This window comes from Arthrobacter sp. NPDC056493 (assembly GCF_042795115.1).
GTDB lineage: Bacteria > Actinomycetota > Actinomycetes > Actinomycetales > Micrococcaceae > Arthrobacter.
Window position 1 is genome coordinate 17,366 of sequence record NZ_JBHTSL010000046.1, and the last position, 20,972, is coordinate 38,337.

The window sequence follows — 20,972 nt, forward strand, 5'->3', positions numbered from 1 at the left end:
CCGGCGTGGACGGCGGTTCCCACGGCCGTGTGCGGCGGCCAGCCCGGGCTGGCTTAGCCCCCGCTAACAGTTGGACGGCTTGTATTCATAAGCGCCGGCGTCGGCCTGTCCGGATCCCGAGCATTGGCCGTTTTGCGGGACGGAAGCCTGGTCCAGGTCCACCCCGGAGGGGCTGCTGCCCGCACGGTCTATCGCCGGGCTGCCGCTGGTGAGGTGGAGGTCTTCGGGGGGATTGACGAACTCTGCGGGAGCCGTCGTCGAGCTGTTGTCCAGAGGAACGTTGCTGGGGCCGTTGACCACGTTGGCCTGCTCCGTCCAGCCGGACCCGTCCATCCAGAGCGCGTCCCGCACGGCCACGAGGATGTTGGCACGGATGACGGTCGAGGAGGGGCAGTGTGCATGGCACACGACACCGCGCGAATGGCTGCCGTTCAGCCACACCGTGTTGAACTCGAAAGTGGTGCCGTTCGTGGGGCCGAACTTTGTGTCCGGGCCGCGGATGATCAGGCCCGCGGCTTCCGCGCATTCCGCGCCGCACGAGGAACGGATGAGGTTGTAGCGGAAAACGTTGCCGTCGGCCGCTCCCCCGGAGCGCCCGATCTCGGAGAACACGTTGTTGTTGATGGCCTTGTTGTGGTGGATGTTGTTGCGGCTGCCGTTGTAGATCTCGAAGGCGCTTCCGTCCCGGCTGAAATCGTAGGAGGACGCCGTGGAACCGGTGACGGTGTTGCCGGAAAACTCGTTGTCGTTGCCGTTGATGAGCACGCCGAACGCGCCGGAATCGTCGGTGCAGTTGGCCGCCTCCGGAGTGCCGCACTGGTCTCCGGGCGTGTTGACGTTCATGACGTTGTTGTCCGTGAGGACATTGTTGAAGTACTTTCCGAAGTCCGAGCCCGTGCCGACTTTGATTCCTGCGGTGTTGTCGGAGGCCTCGGAATTCTTCACCACCACGTGGTCGCCGTAGACGTTGAAGCCCGCGTACCCGCAGTTTGTGGCCCGCAGCCCGTCCACCTCGATGTAGCTGCCGTCCAGCCGGAAGCAGTTTCCGCCTTCCCCGCTGGTTATGGTGGGCAGGTTCCCCTTCCCGTAGCCGTTCAGTCTGATGGCCGACGCCGGTGTTCCGCTCTCGTCCAAGGCGACATTCCCGATCCACTCGTCACCCCTGCGGAAACTGAGGGTATCGCCGGGGTTGAAGGCCGTGTCGTTGATTTTCTGCAGCGACTGCCACGGCGAATCCGGGGACGTCCCGGAGTTGGTGTCGCTTCCCACTGCACTCACGTAGTAGTGGGTGGACGGCGTCGTAGGGTTCGTCGTCGAGACGCAGCCCACCAGCAGAGCCGGTAGGAGGACAGCCGCCAGTGCGGCGGCGACAGTCTTTCTGGTGGTACGTGAGCTCATGATTGCACCTGCCGGGAGGCGGACAATAGGGCCCGGCCCAGCAGTGCCGCTGCCTCTGGTCCGGAGCGGCCAGAGTATAAAGCGCCCGGCGCAATGTCAACGGAATGGGGCGGGCGTCCCGGGCGGGCTTCCGGGCGTGCTCCCAGGGCGGGCGGTGGCACCCGGGAGGGGCCGTCGTCGTCCACCCGGACCGCAGCCTCCTACGCGTGCGGCGCGGGGCGTACGCGGACTGGGGCCAACAGGCTGATGAGCAGGATGGCGGTGACCGACCCGGCCGCCATGATCGAGGCCAGCACCACGATCTGGAACCGGCCCGCCTCCAGCGGTGAGAGCCCGCCGAAGATCGCCCCGACGAAGGCTCCAGGCAGCGTGACCAGGCCTGTCGTCTTGGTCTGGTCCACGGTCGGAATGAGGGCGGAATATACGGCACCGCGCGCCATCTCGCGGGTGGCCTGCCGGGGAGAGGCGCCCAGGGCGAGCCAGCCCTCCACCTGGTCCCAGCGGTCGATCACCGCCTCGTTGAACCTGCGGCCCGCGAGCCCGGCAATCGCCATGGAATTGCCGACGACGATCCCGCCGATCGCCAGCGCGTAGCGGGAGGTGAACTCGATGGCGCCGGTGCCGAACACGATGACCAGGGCCACGAGGATGCCGGCGGCCATCGAGCCGGCCACGACAGCAAGGCGGCGCCAGGACCAGGCGAGGCGCCGTGCGGCGGTAACGGCGGCGACGGTGAACATGACGCCCAGCGCCACGGCCACCCATTCGGCGCTGGCGATCACGGCACCGAGGATCAGGCTGACGGCGGCGAGCTGCGCCGCGCCGCGGAGGATGGCGATGGCCGGCGCGAAGGCGTGCGGAACGCGGAAAGAGCGGAGGACGGCGGCCGTCAGCGCCATCAGGAGGCCCACGGCGATCAGGGTGGGGGTCAGACTGCCAAGCTCGGTCACCAGATCAGCCTAGCCGGGGCCGCAGCGCGGTCCAGCTGGCAGCCGCAGCCGTGGGGACGCTGCTGGCGAGCGTCAGGCCCTCGGAGCAAGCAGCAGGTTGGTGATTCTCAGGGTGCACAGGCGCTGACCCGCCTCGTTGGTGATCAGAACCTCGTGCGTGGTCAGGGTGCCGCCGAGGTGGATGGGGGTGGCCGTGATGGTGATGAGTCCGGTCCGGGCGGACCGGTGATGAGTGGCGGAGACGTCCACGCCGACGGCGGTCTTGCCCAGCGTGCTGGCGTGGATCACCGCCGCCCACGATCCCACGGCCTCGCCCACGGCCAGCGAAGCGCCGCCGTGCAGGAGGCCGAACGACTGCCGGTTCCCCTCCACCGGCATGGTCGCCACGACGCGCTCGACCGACTCCTCCACGATCTTCACGCCCATCTTTTCGTCGAGCTCGCCGAGGGTGATCTTCCACAGCTCCCCGGGCGTCGGCCGTGCAGGTGCTTCTGCGGTCAGTCTGGTGTCGCGGGATTCGGGCCTCACGTGCTCTCCTCGGTTTTGGTGTTCGATCGCGTCGGTTCCCCCGTGGCCGGTGGGAAACTGCCACTAGTGTGCAGCGGGGCACATTCATGTACTGTAGACATATTACCGAACGGACGGTCAGTAATGTTCTGGCCGGATCAGATTTGTCCCCCGTTGGAAGGACCCGTCAACGATGACCACCACCGCCACTGCCCCCGAAGCCACCCTGGACACCGTGGAAACCGTCCCCAGTTTCGTGCAGGATTCCTGGTGGACTCCCGACGCCGGCTCGGCGGCTTCCGCTGTTCCCGTCCGGGATGCCAGTACGGGGGAGATCCTGGCCAAGGTGAGCACCGACGGCCTGGACCTGGCCGCCGTCGTGGATTACGGCCGGACCACCGGCCAAACGGAACTCGGCAAGCTGACCTTCCACCAGCGTGCCCTCAAGCTCAAAGAGCTGGCGCAGTACCTGAACGCGCGCCGCGAGCACTTCTACGCGTTCTCCGCCCAGACCGGCGCCACCAAGATCGACTCGATGATCGACATCGACGGCGGCATCGGCGTGCTGTTCACCTTCGGCTCCAAGGGCCGGCGCGAGCTTCCCAACTCGCAGGTTGTGGTGGACGGGCCCATGGAGGTGCTGTCCAAGGACGGCTCGTTCGCCGGCGAGCACATCTACACCCGCATCCCGGGCGTCGCCGTGCAGATCAACGCCTTCAACTTCCCGGTCTGGGGCATGCTGGAAAAGCTCGCCCCCGCATTCATCGCCGGCGTGCCCACTATCGTCAAGCCCGCCACCCCCACGGGCTACGTTGCGGCCGCCGTGGTGAAGGCCATGATCGAATCCAACATCCTGCCCAAGGGCTCGCTGCAGCTGATTTCGGGATCTGTCCGCGGGCTGCTGGACGTGCTCGACTACCGCGACCTCGTGGCCTTCACGGGTTCGGCGTCCACCGCACAGTCGCTGAAGTCGCACCCGAACGTGGTGCTTGGCGGCGTGCGGTTCACCTCCGAGACCGACTCGCTCAACGCCGCCATCCTGGGCCCGGACGCCGTGGAAGGCACTCCGGAGTTCGACGCCTTCATCAAGTCCGTGGTCACCGAGATAACGGTCAAGGCCGGGCAGAAGTGCACCGCGATCCGCCGCGCCATCGTGCCGCAGGACCTGGTGCCCGCCGTCGTTGCCGCCATCGGCGCCCGGGTGGAGCAGCGCGTGGTGCTCGGCGATCCGCGCGCTGAGGGCGTCACCATGGGCGCGCTCGCCTCCCTTGAGCAGCTCGCCGACGTCCGGGCAGCGGTGCAGTCCATGCTCGACGCCGGCGGTGAGCTGGCGTACGGAACGCTCGATTCGCCGTCGGTCACCAGCGCGGACGGCGCCACCGGCGTCGTCGAAGGCGGCGCCTTCATGTCCCCGGTGGTGCTTAGCTGGGCCGACGCGGAGGCGGAGCCGGTGCACTCGCTGGAGGCGTTCGGCCCGGTGTCGTCCGTGATCGGGTACAAGGACATTCCCGACGCCGTCCGGCTCGCCGCCCGCGGCGGCGGCTCCCTGGTCGCCTCGGTTTGCACCAACGATCCGTCCGTGGCGCAGGAACTGGTGACGGGCATCGCAGCCCACCATGGCCGCGTGCTCATGCTGAACCGCGAGGACGCACGTTCGTCGACAGGCCATGGTTCGCCCGTCCCGCACCTGGTCCACGGCGGCCCGGGACGTGCCGGCGGCGGTGAGGAGCTGGGTGGCATCCGCTCGGTGATGCACCACATGCAGCGCACGGCCATCCAGGGCTCGCCGAACATGCTCACCGCAGTGACAGGGATCTGGCACACCGGCGCCGACCGCAACTTCACGGTGGAAACCGAGGGCACGCACCCGTTCCGCAAGTCGCTGGAGACGCTCAGCATCGGTGACGCCGTCCGCTCCGACCTGCGGCAGGTGGCCCTCGAGGACATCTCGGCCTTCGCCAGTTCGACCGGCGACACCTTCTACGCCCACACCAACCAGGAGGCCGCGGAGGCCAACCCGTTCTTCCCAGGCATCGTGGCGCACGGCTACCTGCTGCTGAGCTGGGCTGCGGGACTGTTCGTGGAGCCCGCACCGGGCCCGGTCCTGGCCAACTACGGGCTGGAGAACCTGCGCTTCATCACCCCTGTGGCTGCGGGCGACTCCATCCGGGTGACCCTGACCGCCAAGAAGATTACCCCGCGCGAGACCGACGAGTACGGCGAGGTGGCCTGGGATGCCGTCCTGACCAACCAGAACGACGAAATCGTGGCCACCTACGACGTCCTCACCCTGGTGGAAAAGTAACCCGATCCTGACCGTCATTTGGGACGCTCCCTCACATCCTGTCGGGTTTTTCCGGACGCGTCCTCACATCTTGCCGGGTTTTTCGGGACGCGTCCTCAGGTCCTGCCGGGTTTTTCGGGACGCGTCCTCAGGTCCTGCCGGGTTTTTCGGGACGCGTCCGCAACGGTGGCCGGCATGGTGGAATTTCCCCTGATCTTTCGGGGATTTCCGGGCGTAAAATGACCCCCGTAGGAGGTGGCGAAATGACCCTAGCACTAAGAACAGCCACAACCATCCTGCCTGTCGATGATCCGGACCGCGCCCGCGGATTCTACGCGGAAACGTTGGGCCTCCCACATCGTGGCAAGGCTGAGGATGGAAGCGATTTATTCGGCAACGCTGACGGCCCCATGCTGCAGTTGATGCCCGTCAGAGACGGAAAGCATTCCGATCACACCACATTGAGTTTCGAAGTCACTGACATTGAACGGACCGTCCAGGACATGGAGTCCAGGGGCGTTCGGTTCCAGGACTACGACCTCCCGGAATTGAAGACTGACCACCACATCTGTACAACCGACGCCGAGAAATGCGCCTGGTTCATGGACACCGAAAACAACATCCTCTGCGTTCACGAGAGGCTCGGAACACAGGCTGAGTACCAGCTCTGATCCGCCCTGCCGTCGCAGGCCCTCAAACCCTTCCTCACCTAGCTGAGGGAGGGTTTGGTTTTGGGCCGCGAAAGGTGAGGGAGGGTTGGGGAAAACGCGGCGAAAGGTGAGGGAGGGTTGGGGGAAAGGCGGCGAAAGGTGAGGGAGGGTTGGGGGAAAGGCGGCGAAAGGTGAGGGAGGGTTTGGTTTTGGGCCGCGAAAGGTGAGGAAGGGTTGGGGGAAAGGCGGCGAAAGGTGAGGGAGCGTTGGGGGAAAGGCGGCGAAAGGTGAGGAAGGGTTGGGGGAAAGGCGGCGAAAGGTGAGGGAGCGTTCAGGACCAGGGGGTGATCGGATGCTCCTGCGGCTCGCCGTCCACATACACGTCGGCGCGCTCGTTGAAGAAGCAGACCAGCCCGTGGATTTGCCGCGCGTCGATGAACCGCGAGTCGTAGGCCCAGGCGATGTTCCTGCCCTTGGATGACTCGGGGTAGCTCCAGTACCTGGCCTCGCCCTTGTAGGGGCAGACGGTCCGGTGCGGGCTGGCCTCGAGCAGGTCCAGCCGGACGTCCTGGGCCGGGATGTAGTACCGCACGGGAAGCATCGTTTCGTACAGCAGCTGGGCCCCCACAGTGCCGGCGAGCGTCACGCCGTCGAGCTTCACTTCGATGTGCCGCAGGGTGGCGCGGATGTCCACGCGGTGGAACGGGTCCCGCGGGTGGCCGATGATCTCCTCGTGGTCCTCAAGCCAGTGGAAGGCGCCGAAATCAAGGATGACGTACCCTTCCAGGTCCGGATCGGTGAGCCGGAAGGCTGCCCGGGGAACATGGAACGCGGATGCCACGACGTCGAGCTCCTCGCCGTCCGCCGTATGCCGCCGGAACCCGGTCCGCGGGTCCAGCGCCTGCGGTGCATCGGCCGACAGCCGGACGGGAAACTCGTCAGGGCCGCCGTCCCCCTCGGCCGCGGGCGGCTCGAGCCGCGCCAGCAAATCCTTCTCGGGAACGGCGTACACCGGGGTGACGCGTTTCGGTTCCCACACCAGCAGGGCTTCCTGGGTGTCGACGACGGGGCTTCCGTCGATGCCCGCGCGGATCCTCTTGGAGGTGGGCTGGTACCGGAGATCGGGGAATACGCCGAACAGAAGATCCGACAGTTTCGTGGCCATGCATTCAGGGTGGGCATCCGGACGCCCGGCGTCAACGCCTAATTGTTGATGGCCGGGGCCCGGCTCAGGGCTTGGCGTGCAGGCCGTCGAAGGCCATGGTGATGACGTCGTCGGCCAGCTTTTCCGGCGAGAGCGACCCGCCCGGCTTGTACCACTCAACGATCGAGTTGATGGTTCCGAACAGGAGCCGGGTGACGGTGCGGGGGTCGATGTCCTGGCGCAGCGATCCCTCGTCGCGGGCGGCGGAGATCAGCCCTGCCACCTTGTGGTCGAAGGCGCGGCGGCGTTCCATGGCGTTGCGCTCGATGTCCGTGTTGCCGCGCAGCCGCAGCAGCAGCGTGACGAAGGGCAGCCGCTCCACCAGCACGGCGATGGTCTGGCGCAGCACGAACTCCAGCCGCGCGTCCGCAGCCCCCGAGGTGGCCCCCGGCTGTTCCAGGATGGCCTCCAGGCCACCGAGCGCGTGGTCCAGGGCGAGCTTCAACAGGTCGCCCTTGGATGGCACATGATGGTAGATCGCCGACTTGGAGATGCCCAGGTTTTCGGCGAGGATGCCCATGGATGTGGCATCGTAACCGTGGCGGTTGAAGACATCGACGGCGATCAGCAGCACAGACTGCTGGTCGTAGCCCGGACGGCCGCGTTTGGTGGGGGCTGCTGTGCTGGCTTCTGTACTAGGCATACCGGCTATTTTCTCATGAACGTTCGGTCATCGAAGCAATCTGCTGCCGGCGGACCGCCAATTTGGAGGGTCTCCGCCCCGCGGGCACCAGTTTTTCGCAGGGTCCGCACCCATAGTTGGTTCTCATTGGGGAATCGCCGCGGAACAGCTGACGCCACGGGACAAGGAGGTCCTCGTGGTCATGATTTGGTCTCGAAACCGCACATAGGGGTTGACGACCGGGGCCGGCAAAGGCGCTTGTGCCCCCAACGCCAGGAGGCCAGACCATGCCTGAAGAATCTGCAAACACCAGCGGCCTCGGACGCCGCACGCTACTGCGTTTGAGTGCTGCCGGAGGTGCCGGAGCGGCACTGGCAGCGGCACAAACCTGGGCCGCTCCACTGCTTGCCCAGCGGGGACTGCTCTCGCCCGACGGCGCTTTCGGCGCCACGTCGACAGCGCTGAGTGACAACTTGTTCTACATAGAGAAGTACCCCACGAGCCCGCTGATCATCTCGCCGTTCAGCGACCCGCTGCCGATCCCCAAGGCGCTGGCTCCGGTGCCGAAATCGGTGTTCAGCGCCTGGCGGAATCCGCCGGGACCCGGCCCGGGACAGCAGAACTCGCTGCGCAACGAGCAGCACCAGGTCTGGCCGAGCCAATTCGGCGAGCCGGACCCGATCGTCTACAAGATCGACGTCCTGCTCCGGCAGCACGCGTTCACCACGTCGCAGGTTCTGCCGATCGACGGGGACGGCGAGCCCACGGTCTCCTTCGATGCGAATCGCAGGAAATATCCCGCGGGCACCAAACGAACGCTCCCGCTCAGCACGATCTACGGCTTCAACGGGACCTTCCCCGGGCCCATGATCAACGCCGAGTACCGCAGGCCGGTGCTGGTGCGGTTCGAAAACCACCTCGACGAGAACCCGCTGAACCTGGACCGGCAGGACTTCGGCTCCCCGGACTTGTCCTTCCTGACCCACCTGCACAACGGCCACACGGCGCCCGAGAGTGACGGCAACCCGCACTACTCGATGGTGGCCGGACCCAGGCACCCGGGCTTCAGGCCGGGGATGTTCGTCGACAACCTGTACCTGAACCGGCCGGCCGGCAACGACGAGCGCGAGAAGCAGAGCTTCTTCTGGTTCCACGACCACACGATGGACCACACCGGCTCGAACGTCTACAAGGGCATGGTGGGCCTGTACCCGATCTACGACACCACTAACGGCATGGACATGGGCGATGAGACCCGGGGACTGCGGCTGCCGGGCGTCCGCACCAACAACGCCAACGGATCCTTCGACGTCAAATACGACATCCCGCTGGCCTTCTACGACTGCCGCCTGGATGACGGCGTCACCATCCACAAGGACATCCACGACGTGCAGGGCGAGTTTCCCAACGCGAAGAACCCGGCCGAGCACCCGGAGTGGTGGGGCAAGACCTTCTACAAGCACTTCCCCAACCACGGCTTCGTCGGCGACATCTTCACGGTCAACGGCACCGCCTCCCCGGTGCTGGAGGTGAAGCGCCGCAAGTACCGCTTCCGGTTCCTGGACGCCTCGGTCTCAAGGATCTACGAGTTCAAGCTGATGAGTTCCACGAAGGGTCCCAAGTCGTCGGCATCGCTCGGATATCAGGGCGATGAGCTGGAGGGGCAGTACCGTATCGAGGACGGCCAGCAGTGCATGCAGTTCACCCAGATCGCGGCCGACGGCGGGCTGCTGCCGCTCCCGCTCAAGCGCGATTCCTTTGAGCTGTGGCCGGCCAAGCGACGCGAGGTGGTGGTCGACTTTACGCGGTACCAGGACGGAACGCCGACAACCAAGGGCGACGTCGTCTACCTCACCAACGTGATGAAGATGCCCAACGGCAGGATGTGGTCCAACTCGTCGCGGTTCTCGCCCGACCCGAAGTACAAGGTCCCGGTGCTCAAGTTCGTGATCGGCGATACCGCGCCGGACAACAGCCAGGTCCCCCCGAAGCTGCGCGATCTTCCGCCGCTGCCCAGCAACTGGCAGAGCATGCTGGACAACCGCATGATCTTCGAAGTCAAACGCGGCAGCGCGGGCGGGGAAACGGAATGGCTCATCAACGGCAAGCCCTTCGACCCGAACAACGTGCTTGCCAGCCTGAAAAACCGGGCGGGCCGCACACCGCTTGCCCAGCAAAAGAAGGGGAGCTTCAACCTCTGGGAGCTCAAAAACGGGGGCGGCGGCTGGGTGCACCCGTTCCACCTGCACATGGAGGAGCACCGGACCGTCATGCGCAATGGCAGGGACGTGAGCCGGACGGTGGATCCGGGACATCCCGATGACGCCTCGAGGGAAGACCTGACAGCGCTCGATCCCGGCGAGTCCGTGATCATCTACCGGGGCTTCCGGGACTTCGTGGGCCCGTACGTCGCGCACTGCCACAACCTGGCCCACGAGGACCATGCCATGATGTTCGGCTGGTCGATCACGCCGTGACAGCCCCTTGAAACCCTCGGGCCGGGCCCGCCGCGCAGGCGGGCCCGGCCCCGGTCAAGCGCAGGTGCCGGGGCAGTGCGGGCTTACCCCTTCGGGCGCAGGTCGTAGATCCGGCGCAGCTTGCCGCTGGAACGCTCGAGCGCCCCGGGCTCCACCACATCCACCGTGCACGAAGAACCCACGTGGATCTTGATCTGCTCGCGCAGGGTACGGGCCGCCGTCGTGACTGCCTCTGCCGGAACGGAATCACGGCGCTCGATCTTCACCGTCAGCTGGTCCATGCGCTGGCCCTCGGGTCGGGTGAGCACCAGCTGGAAGTGCGGGCTGAGCTCGGGGATGCGCAGCGCGATTTCCTCGATCTGGGAGGGGAAAAGGTTCACGCCGCGGAGGATGATCATGTCGTCGCTGCGGCCGGTGATGCGGCCCATCCGCCGGTGTGCCGGGCGGGCGGTGCCGGGGAGCAGCCGGGTGAGGTCCTTGGTGCGGTAGCGGATGATCGGCAGGGCTTCCTTGGTGAGCGAGGTGAACACCAGCTCGCCGTGTTCGCCGTCGCCCAGCACGTTTTCCTTGCCCGGGGCGGGGTTGAACGGGTCGATGATTTCCGGCCGGAAGTGGTCCTCCCAGATGTGGCTGCCGTCCTGGGTCTCCACGCATTCGCCGGCGACGCCGGGGCCCATGACCTCGGAGAGTCCGTAGATGTCGCAGGCCTTGATGTTCATGGTTACTTCGAGCTCGTGGCGCATTTCCTGCGTCCACGGCTCGGCGCCGAGCACCGCGTACTTCAGCGACGTGGACGTCGGGTCGATTCCCATGTGGGCCATGGCATCGGCGATGGTCAGCAGGTACGTGGGCGTCGCCAGGATGGCGTCCGGCTCGAAGTCCTGGATCAGCTGGATCTGGCGCTCGGTCTGGCCGCCGGACATCGGGATCACGGTGCAGCCCAGGGCTTCGGCGCCGGCGTGGGCGCCCAGCCCGCCGGTGAAGAGCCCGTAACCGTACGCGTTGTGGACCTTCATGCCCGGGCGGACGCCGGAGGCCCGGAGGCAGCGGGCCACCAGTTTGGCCCAGTCGGCCAGGTCCTGCTTGGTATATCCGACGACGGTGGGCCGGCCCGTGGTGCCCGAGCTGGCGTGCACGCGGGCCACCTCGCTCTGCGGGACGGCGAACATCCCGAACGGGTACTCCTGCCGGAGGTCCTCCTTGGTGGTGAACGGGAAGTTGCCGAGGTCGGTGAGCTCGCGCAGGTCCGAGGGGTGGATACCGGCGTCGTCGAACTTGCGCTTGTACAGCGGTACGCGGTCGTAGGCATAGGCCACGGTGTGCTGGAGCCGGCTGAGCTGGAGCGCCTCGAGTTCGTCCCGGGACATGGTCTCCTCAGGGTCGAGCACGGCGTCGGTGGGCGTGGCTACTGCGGGCGCGGCGACAGCGGGTTCAGGGGCGTGGAGGGTCATGGTCTGCTTCCTACTTCTTGGGGATGGTACGGCTGCGACCGCGGAACTCTGCGATGAGTTCCCCCGGCAGTTGGGCACCGGGATCGGCAGCGAAGATCTGGATGTCGTAGAGGCCGCTGCGGCCCGCGCTTGAGCGGCGGTCGGCGACGGCGGTGATCACCTGGCCTCGGTAGGCCGGTTTGAGGAAGTTGATGTCGACGCCGGCAGCAACGGTGATGCTGTCAGGATCGGCAGGCGACGCGGGGTTGCAGGCGAGGGCGAACGCCGAGTCCGCGAAGGCGAAGATCATTCCGCCGTGGGCCATCCCGAATCCATTGAGCATTTCCTGCCGGAGGGTCATCCGGATGGTTGCGTGGCCGTCGCTGAGGGTGAGGACTTCTATGCCCATCCATTCCGAGGCGTAGTCGTTCTCAAGGATGTGGTGGGCCACACCGGGGATTGCCGTTTCAGCCATGCGTCGTTGCCTCCAGCTTTATTTACCGATCGTTCATTAGGTAAACCCATTTGGGGGCTTCATGTCAAGGGTGCGGGCCAGCCGGAGCGGTCCGGCGACGGCGATGACCACCAGCGCGGCCAGGACATGCAGGAGCGCCACGGTCCACCAGAGCGTGAGGTAGTCAGGGCCCGCCATAGCGGGAAAGACCAGGGCACCCGAGGTGTTGAGCGCGGCGTGGAACACCATGCAGATGGGAACGCTGCCGCTGCCGTTGTAGAGCCAGGTCAGCAGCACGGACTGCGCCAGGACCATGAGCAGGAAGGGCAGCGGCGGCCGCTGCCCGGTGGGATCCAAGAGGAGCTCGGGCAGGTGCCATGCCGCCCACACCAGCCCCAGGAGCAGTGCCGCAGACAGGGCCGGGCGGTTCTGCTGCATGAGCGGAAGGGCGTAGCCGCGCCAGCCCAGCTCCTCGAAGAGGCCCACGGTCACCAGCGTGAACGCGAAAGTGCCCAGCAGCATGAACCAGCCTGGATTCGGGCCGAGCTCCGGGGCGGGAGCGCCGCCGGAAACCGTGAGGCCAGTCGCCATCGTCACGAGCAGGCACGGCAGCCCCGCGGCGGCAACGTACCAGCGGCCGGCCACGCGCCACCGGGCCAGCTGCCGGAGCAGCTGCAGCAGCGCGGCCTTGCCGCCCGCCAGGAAGGCGGTGATGGCCGCCGCCACAGCCGGCCCGAACGGTATCAGGGGCGAGCTGTTCGGGTTGAGGAGGGTCAGCGGCCACACCAGCCATGAAATCGCAAAGGCCAGAACGAAGAACAGCGTCAGCCGGTGGCCGGCCGGCCAGGCCACGGCACGCCGCCCTGGGATCCGGCGCCGCGTATCGGTTCCGCGCCGGGCCTCCTGCTCAAAGGCTCGACGGCGGGCCCGACGGCGGTCCCCGCCGCCAGCGGGCAACGGCCTGTTAACCGGCGGCTGGTTGGCGGACGGGGGCTGCTCAGCGGGCGACGGATGCGCCATGGCCCGCCTCCGCCGACAGGGCGCGGAATCTCCGCAGGAGTGCCAGCACCACCAGCAAAAGGGTGGCCGCGGCAATCTGCTGCCACGCGCCGTCGAACACTGTGAACTTGTCCGCCGAGGAGGCATTGAACGAGGCGTGGAGGAGGGCCACGATCAGCAGGCTCTGGCCCGTCCCGAGGTAGGCGATGCCCACCAGCAGCCGGAACAGCGGGGCGAAGACCAGAAGCACGCCCCACGCGACCGCCACGTCAGGCCACTGGGTGCCGGCGAAGCCCTTCTCCCCGAACGCCAGCGGCAGGTGGATGAGCGCGAAGGGTATGGCGGTGAGCAGGCTGCCGGCCACCACGCCGTGCCGCTCCATCAGCCGGCTCTGGACCACCCCCGTCCAGGCCAGCTCCTCCCAGATGTTCCCCAGCAGGGCGCCAACGACCAGCGTGTTCAGCAGGTACATCGCCGCAACGGCGGCCCACCCGTCCGCCGGCTGACGGAACGTGCCGGAGGCGGCCGCGATGAGGACGGTCAGCGCAGGCAGGGCGAGCACCGCAGCGATGTACCAGCCCGTACCGACGCGCCAGCGGATGGTTTGGCGGAAAAGGTCCCGCACACCGGATTTGCCGCCGGCTGACCGGGTCACCAGGATGGCCGTTCCCAGCAGGATGAGCAGTTCGGCCAGGATGCCGGGCACCGCGTTGCCGAGCAGCCCGATGGACAGGATGAGTGCCAGCCACGTCAGCCCGACGGCGATGACCAGAAACGCGGTCACCGGGCGCCCGGCGATGAGCCGCCGCAGGGGACGGGCGGACGGATCGGAAACAGGGCCAGCGGGGTTCATCGGGACCACCATCGTTCAGGACCTGGCAGCCCGGAGGCTGCCGATCGGTGCCTTTGCTGCGGATGGACCGGTCCCGGGGCGCTGGCCCACTCCGGGTCCGGGACGGCGAATGTGCGCCGACGTGGCAATCAACACCATTGTGTGCCCCCGGAAGCGCGGCAACAAGTGAAAGTATGGGGGAGTGCGGGCTTCGGTCCACCCAGCCAGCACACCGGCGCGTCCAATGCAGCACGTTCCACCCAGGAGCTTCCAACCAGAGGACAGATCATGGCCAAGGGGATATATGTCAGTGCGACCACTCCGGGATCGGGGAAGTCGCTCATAGCGCTGGGCCTGGCGGACACGCTCCACCGGCACGCGGACCGGATCGGATTCTTCAAACCCGTGGTCCATGGCGACGACGCCGGCGCGGATCCCATGGTGGCGCTCATGAAGTCCCGCTTCGACCTCGACGACCGGCGCTGCCGCGGCGGTCTGACGTTCACCGAGGTCCGCGGCCTGCTCGCCGAAGGCAGGCGCGAGGACATCGACTCCCGCTGCGTGGAGATCTTCGCCGAGATGGGCCGGCACTGCGACGTCATCATCGTTGAGGGCACGGACCTCACCGGCCACGACGCCGCCGTCGAATTCGACCTCAACGCCCGGCTGGCCAACAACCTGGCCGCGCCCGTCGTGGCAGTGGTGGGCGCCAAGGGGCGCAGCGTCGCGGAGGCCGCGGCCGCCGTCGACGTCGCCCGCAAGGAACTGTCCGCGGAGAAGTGCTCGCTGCTGGCCTTGATGGTGAACCGGGCCGACCCGGCGGACGTGGACGCGATCGTGGCCGCCGTGAAGCCCGGCGCATCCGGCCGGCCGGTGTACGTTTTCCCGGAACTGGAGGACATTGCCCGGCCCACCACCGGGGAGGTGGCTGCCGCCCTCAACGTCCGGCAGATCGCCGGCCGCGCGGACATGGAGCGGGACGTCCGGGACGTTAAGGTCGCCGCCATGAATGTGGGCAACTTCCTGAACGTGCTCGACGACGGGGCACTGGTGATCGTGCCCGGAGACCGGGCGGACGTGATGGTGGCCTGCCTGGCGTCGTCGTTCTCGCCCGAATTCCCGGTGCCGTCCGGGCTGATCCTCACCGGCGGCCTGGCCCCGGACGCCAACATCTATCCGCTGCTGGCCTCCGCCCCGTTCCCGGTGTTCGCGACCCAGGATGACACGTACACCACGGCCCGGCGCGTGTCCGAAGTGCGCAGCGAGATCTGGAGCGGCCACCGGCGCAAGGTGGCGTCCGCGCTGGGCCTGTGGTCCCGTCAGGTGGACGAGGCTGAGATGCTCGAGCGCCTGCATCTGCCCCGTGCCGAACGGATGACCCCGCTGCGGTTCCTGCACGACCTCATCGAGCGTGCCCGCTCGCAGCGCCGCCACATCGTGCTGCCGGAGGGCAAGGACATCCGGATCCTGAAGGCCGCCGAGATCCTGCACCGGCGGGACGTCTGCGACCTCACCCTGCTGGGCCGGGAAGCCGACGTGCGGGAGCTTGCCGCCACCCGGGGCATCGACCTCGCCGGCATCAACATCGTGGACCCCGCCACCTCGGAGCTGCGTCAGGACTTCGCTGCCAGGTACGCCGAGCTGAGGGCGCACAAGGGCGTTGACCTGGCCCGGGCGCTGGAGGTCATGCAGGACGAAAGCTACTTCGGCACCATGATGGTCCAGCTGGGTGTGGTGGACGGCATGGTCTCGGGCGCCGCGCACACCACGGCCCACACCATCCGTCCGGCCCTGGAGTTCGTGAAGACCCGGCAGGGCGTGAAGATCGTCTCCTCGGTCTTCCTGATGCTGATGCCGGACCGCGTGCTCGTGTACGGCGACTGTGCCGTAAACCCGGATCCCAACGTGGAGCAGCTCGCTGACATTGCCCTGGCTTCGGCGGAGACCGCGGCCCAGTTCGGGGTGGAGCCCCGGGTTGCCATGCTGTCCTACTCCACTGGCGGCTCCGGCTCCGGCGAGGCCGTGGAGGAAGTCCGGCAGGCCACCGACCTGGTCAGGGAACGCCGCCCGGATCTCGCCGTCGAAGGCCCCATCCAGTACGACGCCGCCGTGGACGCCTCCATCGCCGAGTCCAAGATGCCCGGCTCGTCCGTGGCTGGGCAGGCGACGGTGTTCATCTTCCCGGACCTGAACACCGGCAACAACACGTACAAGGCGGTGCAGCAGAGCTCGGGAGCGGTCGCCGTCGGTCCCGTCCTGCAGGGGCTGCGCAAGCCCGTCAACGATCTCTCCCGCGGCTGCACCGTGGAGGACATCGTGAACACGGTGGCCATCACCGCCATCCAGGCGCAGAGTTTGGCCGCCCCGCTGGAAACCCCCGGCACCGCCGAACCGTCCGCCGTTTCAGCAGCCAAGGCTTAGGAGGCCCCATGCTCGTGCTCGTGATCAACTCCGGCTCGTCCTCGCTCAAGTACCAGGTGCGCGACGTCGCCGAAGGCAACGTGCTCACCGAGGGGCTGATCGAGCGGATCGGCGTGTCCAACGGCGGCCAGGGCGACGGCGAGGTGGTGGGCCCGGCGGACCACGCCGAGGCGCTCGAGCAGGTGGACGCGGCCATCCACGAGGTGCTGGGCGAGAGGCAGCTGGACGCGGTGGGGCACCGGGTGGTGCACGGCGGCGAGCGGTTCGGCGAGCCCGTGCTGATCGACAATGAGATCACCCGCGCCATCGAGCGGCTCAACCCGCTGGCGCCGCTGCACAATCCCGCGAATGTGCTGGGCATCCGCGCCATCACGAAGAAGTGGCCGGGCATGCCGCAGGTGGCAGTGTTCGACACCGCCTTCCACCGCAGCCTGCCCGAGCACGCCTGGCGCTACGCCGTTCCCGACGAGCTCTACACCAACCACGGGATCCGCCGGTACGGCTTCCACGGAACTTCGCACGAATACGTTACCAACCGTGCTGCCGCGCTGCTGGACATCCCGGTGGAGGAGTTCGACGGCGTGATCGCCCACCTCGGCAACGGCGCCTCCATCACAGCGATCCGGGGCGGCAAATCCGTGGACACCTCCATGGGTTTCACTCCGTTGGAAGGGCTGGTCATGGGCACCCGGTCCGGCGACCTGGATCCGTCCATCCTGGTATTCCTGGCCCGCACCGGCTGGAACGCCGAGGACCTCGATTCGATGCTCAACCGCGAGTCCGGGCTCAAGGGCCTCGCCGGCAACAACGACATGCGCTCCGTGGTGGAGGCGGCCGAATCCGGTGATTCCCGCGCGGCCACCGCACTGGCGGTCACCTCCTACCGGTTGGCCAAGTACATCGGCGGCTACCACGTGGCGGTCGGCGGGGCCAAGGCGCTGGTGTTCACGGCCGGGATCGGCGAGAACTCGCACCAGTTCCGTTCCCTGGTGGGCGAGCGTCTGGGGGCGCTGGGCATAGAGCTCGACGCCGGCCTGAACAGTGAGCGGTCCAAGGAACCCCGGGTGATTTCCACCGAGGCGTCCGCCATCCCTGTGCTGGTGGTGCCCACGGACGAGGAGCGTGCCATCGCCGAGGCAACTGCCGCCGTCGTCGGGGAGTGAGCCTGCCGGAACCGCCGTCGTCGGGCGTTGAGCCTGCCTGAATCGCCGGTCCGGCCCTCAGGCGGGCCAGATGTCCTGCCAGGCGAGGCGTTCGGTGAACTCGGCCGCGGGGAGTGGGCGGCTGAAGTAGTAGCCCTGCCCGCTGACGCAGCCGGTGTTCCGCAGATGCTCGGCCTGCTCCGCGTTTTCGACGCCCTCCCACACGGCCTCGAGCCCGCAGGCCCGGATGAGCTGGAGGATGGCCGCGATCAGGGCGGGCTGCGCGGGATCGCTGCCGAGGGCGGTGAGCAGCGTCCGGTCCACCTTGACCCGGTCCACGGGCAGGCGCCTCAGGTAGCTGATGGACGAATACCCGGTGCCGAAGTCGTCGATCTCCAGGCCCACTCCGAGCTTCCGCAGGCTGGCAAGCGTGTACCGGTCGAGCTCGTTGCCCTTGATGATGTCGCTCTCCGTGAGCTCCAGCACCAGCAATGCCGGCTCGAGGTCTGCACCGGTGAGCGCGTCCCTGACGTCCTCGATGAACTCCAGCCGCTGCAGGTCCGCGGCCGAGACGTTGATACGCATGTCGAAGTTGTGGCGGCTGGTCCCCGGGGAGCTCCGCCAGCGCCGGAGCTGCTCCACGGAATTCTTGAGCACCCAGTTGCCGAGCTCCGAGATGAGGCCCGTCTCCTCGGCGATGGGGATGAATTCGTCCGGCATGATCAGGCCGCGCTTGGGGTGTTTCCAGCGGACCAGGGCCTCCACGCCCTCGATTTTTCCTGAGGCAAGCTCGATGACCGGCTGGTAGTACAGCACCAGCTGGTCGGTGGCGATCGCCTCGCGCAATTCCCCCACCAGCTGGTTGCGGAGCTGCCGGGCGTGCAGCATGGCCGGTTCGAATATCCGCAGCTTGTTGCGGGCGTCGGCCTTGGAGGCGTACATCGCGATGTCCGCCTCCATGAGCAGCTCCTCGGACGTCTCGCCGGGATCCGCAATCCGAAGCCCCAGGCTCGCACCGCAGCGGATGGTTTTGCCGTCCACCTCCAGGGTGCCGTTAAGCGAATCGAGTATCCGGTTTCCGACGGCGGCTGCCTTGGCCGGGGTCGTTGCCGGAAGCAGTACGGCAAACTCGTCGCCCCCCAGCCGGGCCACCATGTCGTCGTCGCGCACGCACGAACGGATTCGTTCGCCCACCGCGGCCAGCACCTGGTCGCCCATGGAGTGGCCGTATGAATCGTTGATGCTCTTGAAGGCGTCCAGGTCCAGCAGTACCAGCGCCGTCGGCAGCCCGCCGTCGGCCGCTTCAGCTTGGGCCGAGGTGACGGCGCTGACCAGCGCCGACCGGTTATAGAGTCCCGTCAGGGAATCGGTGAGCGCCATCTGCTGCAGCTCTTTGTGTGCCTCGTTGAGCATTTGCGTGCGCGTTTCCACGCGTTCCTCGAGCTCCTGGTAAATGATCTGCAGGTCCTCGGCGAGCAGGTTGGTGCCCATGATCACCGCGTCCAGCTCGTCCCTGGCCTCGGAAATTTCAATGCGCGAGTGGAGTTCCCCGGCCGCCAGGCGGACAATGCCGTCGAGCAGCTTCCCGAGCCGGGGATCGTCGTTAGAAAACATCGTCAAGGCGGCTCAACCAGTCGAGGGCGTCGTTTTCGGCAGTGAAATAGCGGGCCGGCACCGAGCTGAATTCGCCGCCCAGCAGAAAGTGCCCCAGCAGCCTGTCCACCGGGGTTTCGCCCAGGATCGCCCAGGCGGACACCGAAGGGATCGCCGCGTAGGCGGCCCGTGCGGCTCGGTTCACGGACTTCACTCCGGTCAGTTCAAGTACGACGGCGACCCTCCGGTCCCCGGCCAGCTCACCCAGGCGGCGGTACAGCTGGGCGGCCGCGGTCTCGTTCAGGTCGGCACCGCGGGGGAGCACCGCTTTGACCGCGAGGTCGGGCAGCACGGTGAAGGTGACGACTGGCGCGGGAGCAGGGCGCGTCGAGGACTCCGGCTGCAGCGGTGCGGCACCGGGAAACAGAGTAGCTTCTGGCATTTACCCCCCCTGGAGAAATTGCTGTTGCCGCCGCTCCGAAGGCTCCGCTGAGGCGATGAAACCACGGACGGTGGCGCTACGCTCCGGTGCAGCAGCTGTATCGAACAGCGTAGCGGCCTCGTCAAGCATCTGCAGTGATTCCGGTTCGTGTCCCTGTGCCATCAGGGCCCTGCCGAGGACGAAGGTGGCCTCCGCCGCTGTCTGGGTTGCGAGGATGGGGAACTTGCTCCGAAGCGGAGTCAGGAGGCTGATCGCCGTCTCCATGTCGCCGGTGAGGTAGTACCAATGGGCGCGGACCAGGGACATCTCCAAAATGTCCCGTTCGCTGCCGCCCACCACCTCGGTGGCGAGCTCCGCACGCTCGATGCAGCGCAGCGTTGCGGCGTCGCCCAGCTTGGCCTGCAGGCGCATTTCCGCGGAGGCACGGTTGAAGCGGGCCCACAGGTCGACGTCCTGCGAGGGGGAGAGTTTGCCCGCGGCCAGATCGTGGTAGTGGCCGCCCTCATTGACCCGGTTGCTGAGGAACGCGACATTGCCCATCACCCAGAAGGCCTTGCCGGCCGTGTCCTCGTCCACGTGGTCGGTGAGCAGCGATTCCAGGTCCAGGCACTCCTCCCAGGCGTCCTCGTGCCGGCCGCTTTCCGCGAGGGCGGCGATGAGGGCCTGCTGGGCCTGGATGTGCAGGTAGACGTTTTCAGAGTCTCCGGCCACGAGCCGGGCGGCGGTGGAGGCGGCATCAACCGCTTCGGGGAGCCTGCCCAGGCCCTGCAGCGAATGCGCCAGGAGAATGGCCGCCCGGGCGCCCAGATCGGGGGCGGATGCTGCCACGGGATGGGCGGCGAGTTCAACGGCGAGTTCCTGGCATTCCTGGATGGATCCCTGGTTCCGCAGGCATTCGGCCTGCAGCAGGACCATCGTCCACCAGCGCAGCTCGTCGCCGGCCTCCTGGGCCAGTTCGGCGGCGTGCCCGGCTTCGGCGTGGCAGGCGGCGTAGTCCCGCCGTTTCCAGCTTTCGCGCGCAGCCAACTCCGCGATCACGAAGGGTGACAAGTCGCGCTGCATCGGCATGCTCCCAATTATCCATAATCCTGCGCACGGTAGGCCGCTGAAGTGGGCTGAACTCCGCTTGTTACGGCAATTGCAAGACGCCGGCGGGAAAACATGGCAAATCCTGTGGAATTGACAGGAAATGACTTGACCAAACCTTGATCCAGTGACCGTATACTGTCGCCCGTAATGCGTAATTCGGCTCACGGCTACAAACGACGAAAGGGACAGCGGATGAAGAAACTTGCCGCAACACTTGTTATGACCGGCATCCTTGCAGTGGCAGGTTTCGCTGCTCCTGCCAACGCCGCCGCGAAGGACAAGGACACCACCACGTCCTCCACTTCGAAGAGCGACGTCAACTACGCCACCATTGGCTGGTGGCCCAACTAGAGGTTGGCAGTAGCTGGCCAGAATTACGGAAGCCGCTCCGGACCCACAGGTCCGGGGCGGTTTTCATTTGGGGTGGGACGGACGACGGCGGCCGGCTCGTTGCGCCCGTCGGCGGGCGACGGCGGTC

Annotated in this window: 18 protein-coding genes; 6 read left to right on the forward strand and 12 right to left on the reverse strand. The window is 67.0% G+C overall.

From position 1 onward, the window contains the following. Nucleotides 1-63: 63 nt before the first annotated feature. The 3 genes from ACFQ50_RS17225 to ACFQ50_RS17235 all read right to left on the reverse strand — a co-directional run bounded on the left by ACFQ50_RS17225 (nucleotide 64) and on the right by ACFQ50_RS17235 (nucleotide 2,774). The gene (locus tag ACFQ50_RS17225) at nucleotides 64-1,398 is read right to left on the reverse strand and encodes a choice-of-anchor Q domain-containing protein (RefSeq protein ID WP_377996864.1); all 1,335 of its coding nucleotides are present in this window, start codon (nucleotides 1,396-1,398) and stop codon (nucleotides 64-66) included. Between the two features lie 200 nt (nucleotides 1,399-1,598). After that, nucleotides 1,599-2,348 (reverse strand): ABC transporter permease, encoded by a 750-nt coding sequence (locus ACFQ50_RS17230; RefSeq protein ID WP_377996865.1) that lies wholly within the window; start codon nucleotides 2,346-2,348, stop codon nucleotides 1,599-1,601. A 72-nt stretch (nucleotides 2,349-2,420) separates the two neighbouring features. Beyond that, nucleotides 2,421-2,774, reverse strand: coding sequence for a PaaI family thioesterase (locus ACFQ50_RS17235; protein WP_377996885.1), 354 nt, complete (start codon nucleotides 2,772-2,774; stop codon nucleotides 2,421-2,423). A 274-nt stretch (nucleotides 2,775-3,048) separates the two neighbouring features. On the opposite strand from ACFQ50_RS17235, the gene paaZ reads away from it, so the two are divergent. Continuing rightward, nucleotides 3,049-5,160: a phenylacetic acid degradation bifunctional protein PaaZ gene (paaZ, locus tag ACFQ50_RS17240; RefSeq protein WP_377996866.1), complete on the forward strand. Its 2,112-nt coding sequence runs from the start codon at nucleotides 3,049-3,051 to the stop codon at nucleotides 5,158-5,160. Nucleotides 5,161-5,402: 242 nt separating this feature from the next. After that, nucleotides 5,403-5,810, forward strand: a complete 408-nt coding sequence (locus ACFQ50_RS17245; RefSeq protein WP_377996867.1) for a VOC family protein — start codon at nucleotides 5,403-5,405, stop codon at nucleotides 5,808-5,810. A 310-nt stretch (nucleotides 5,811-6,120) separates the two neighbouring features. Here the strand turns inward: ACFQ50_RS17245 and ACFQ50_RS17250 are convergent, their stop codons facing one another. Together ACFQ50_RS17250 and ACFQ50_RS17255 are read right to left on the reverse strand one after the other, a co-directional pair. Then, on the reverse strand, nucleotides 6,121-6,954 hold the full coding sequence (locus ACFQ50_RS17250; RefSeq protein ID WP_377996868.1) for a DUF427 domain-containing protein: 834 nt from the start codon (nucleotides 6,952-6,954) through the stop codon (nucleotides 6,121-6,123). A 64-nt stretch (nucleotides 6,955-7,018) separates the two neighbouring features. Next, nucleotides 7,019-7,636 (reverse strand): TetR/AcrR family transcriptional regulator, encoded by a 618-nt coding sequence (locus ACFQ50_RS17255; protein WP_377996869.1) that lies wholly within the window; start codon nucleotides 7,634-7,636, stop codon nucleotides 7,019-7,021. Nucleotides 7,637-7,902: 266 nt separating this feature from the next. On the opposite strand from ACFQ50_RS17255, the gene ACFQ50_RS17260 reads away from it, so the two are divergent. Then, nucleotides 7,903-10,092 carry a multicopper oxidase family protein gene (locus ACFQ50_RS17260; RefSeq protein WP_377996870.1) on the forward strand — a complete coding sequence of 730 codons (2,190 nt, stop codon included), beginning with the start codon at nucleotides 7,903-7,905 and terminating at the stop codon, nucleotides 10,090-10,092. Between the two features lie 83 nt (nucleotides 10,093-10,175). Here ACFQ50_RS17260 and paaK read toward each other — a convergent pair whose 3' ends face one another. The 4 genes from paaK to ACFQ50_RS17280 form a co-directional block, all read right to left on the reverse strand. Continuing rightward, nucleotides 10,176-11,543, reverse strand: a complete 1,368-nt coding sequence (gene paaK, locus ACFQ50_RS17265; RefSeq protein WP_377996871.1) for a phenylacetate--CoA ligase PaaK — start codon at nucleotides 11,541-11,543, stop codon at nucleotides 10,176-10,178. A 10-nt stretch (nucleotides 11,544-11,553) separates the two neighbouring features. Then, nucleotides 11,554-11,997 (reverse strand): hydroxyphenylacetyl-CoA thioesterase PaaI, encoded by a 444-nt coding sequence (gene paaI / locus ACFQ50_RS17270; protein WP_377996872.1) that lies wholly within the window; start codon nucleotides 11,995-11,997, stop codon nucleotides 11,554-11,556. Between the two features lie 36 nt (nucleotides 11,998-12,033). Beyond that, entirely contained in the window at nucleotides 12,034-12,828 is a 795-nt protein-coding gene (locus ACFQ50_RS17275; protein WP_377996873.1) for a CPBP family intramembrane glutamic endopeptidase, read from the reverse strand. Between the two features lie 145 nt (nucleotides 12,829-12,973). Further along, nucleotides 12,974-13,828, reverse strand: a complete 855-nt coding sequence (locus tag ACFQ50_RS17280; protein WP_377996874.1) for a CPBP family intramembrane glutamic endopeptidase — start codon at nucleotides 13,826-13,828, stop codon at nucleotides 12,974-12,976. A gap of 267 nt (nucleotides 13,829-14,095) precedes the next feature. Here ACFQ50_RS17280 and pta point away from each other — a divergent pair, with 267 nt between their 5' ends. Further along, nucleotides 14,096-16,228 carry a phosphate acetyltransferase gene (gene pta, locus ACFQ50_RS17285; RefSeq protein ID WP_377996875.1) on the forward strand — a complete coding sequence of 711 codons (2,133 nt, stop codon included), beginning with the start codon at nucleotides 14,096-14,098 and terminating at the stop codon, nucleotides 16,226-16,228. 8 nt (nucleotides 16,229-16,236) lie between these two features. Then, nucleotides 16,237-17,391, forward strand: a complete 1,155-nt coding sequence (locus tag ACFQ50_RS17290) for an acetate kinase (protein WP_377996876.1) — start codon at nucleotides 16,237-16,239, stop codon at nucleotides 17,389-17,391. Nucleotides 17,392-17,448: 57 nt separating this feature from the next. Here the strand turns inward: ACFQ50_RS17290 and ACFQ50_RS17295 are convergent, their stop codons facing one another. Genes ACFQ50_RS17295 through ACFQ50_RS17305 form a run of 3 tightly spaced genes read right to left on the reverse strand, consistent with a single transcriptional unit; the run spans nucleotide 17,449 to nucleotide 20,473 of the window. After that, nucleotides 17,449-18,984 carry a putative bifunctional diguanylate cyclase/phosphodiesterase gene (locus tag ACFQ50_RS17295; protein ID WP_377996886.1) on the reverse strand — a complete coding sequence of 512 codons (1,536 nt, stop codon included), beginning with the start codon at nucleotides 18,982-18,984 and terminating at the stop codon, nucleotides 17,449-17,451. Next, nucleotides 18,974-19,405 carry a hypothetical protein gene (locus tag ACFQ50_RS17300; protein ID WP_377996877.1) on the reverse strand — a complete coding sequence of 144 codons (432 nt, stop codon included), beginning with the start codon at nucleotides 19,403-19,405 and terminating at the stop codon, nucleotides 18,974-18,976. Before ACFQ50_RS17300 ends, ACFQ50_RS17295 begins: the two co-directional genes overlap by 11 nt. Continuing rightward, the gene (locus ACFQ50_RS17305) at nucleotides 19,406-20,473 is read right to left on the reverse strand and encodes a tol-pal system YbgF family protein (RefSeq protein ID WP_377996878.1); all 1,068 of its coding nucleotides are present in this window, start codon (nucleotides 20,471-20,473) and stop codon (nucleotides 19,406-19,408) included. Between the two features lie 213 nt (nucleotides 20,474-20,686). Between ACFQ50_RS17305 and ACFQ50_RS17310 the strand changes: the two genes are divergently transcribed. Then, entirely contained in the window at nucleotides 20,687-20,845 is a 159-nt protein-coding gene (locus ACFQ50_RS17310) for a hypothetical protein (RefSeq protein ID WP_377996879.1), read from the forward strand. Nucleotides 20,846-20,972: the final 127 nt, after the last annotated feature.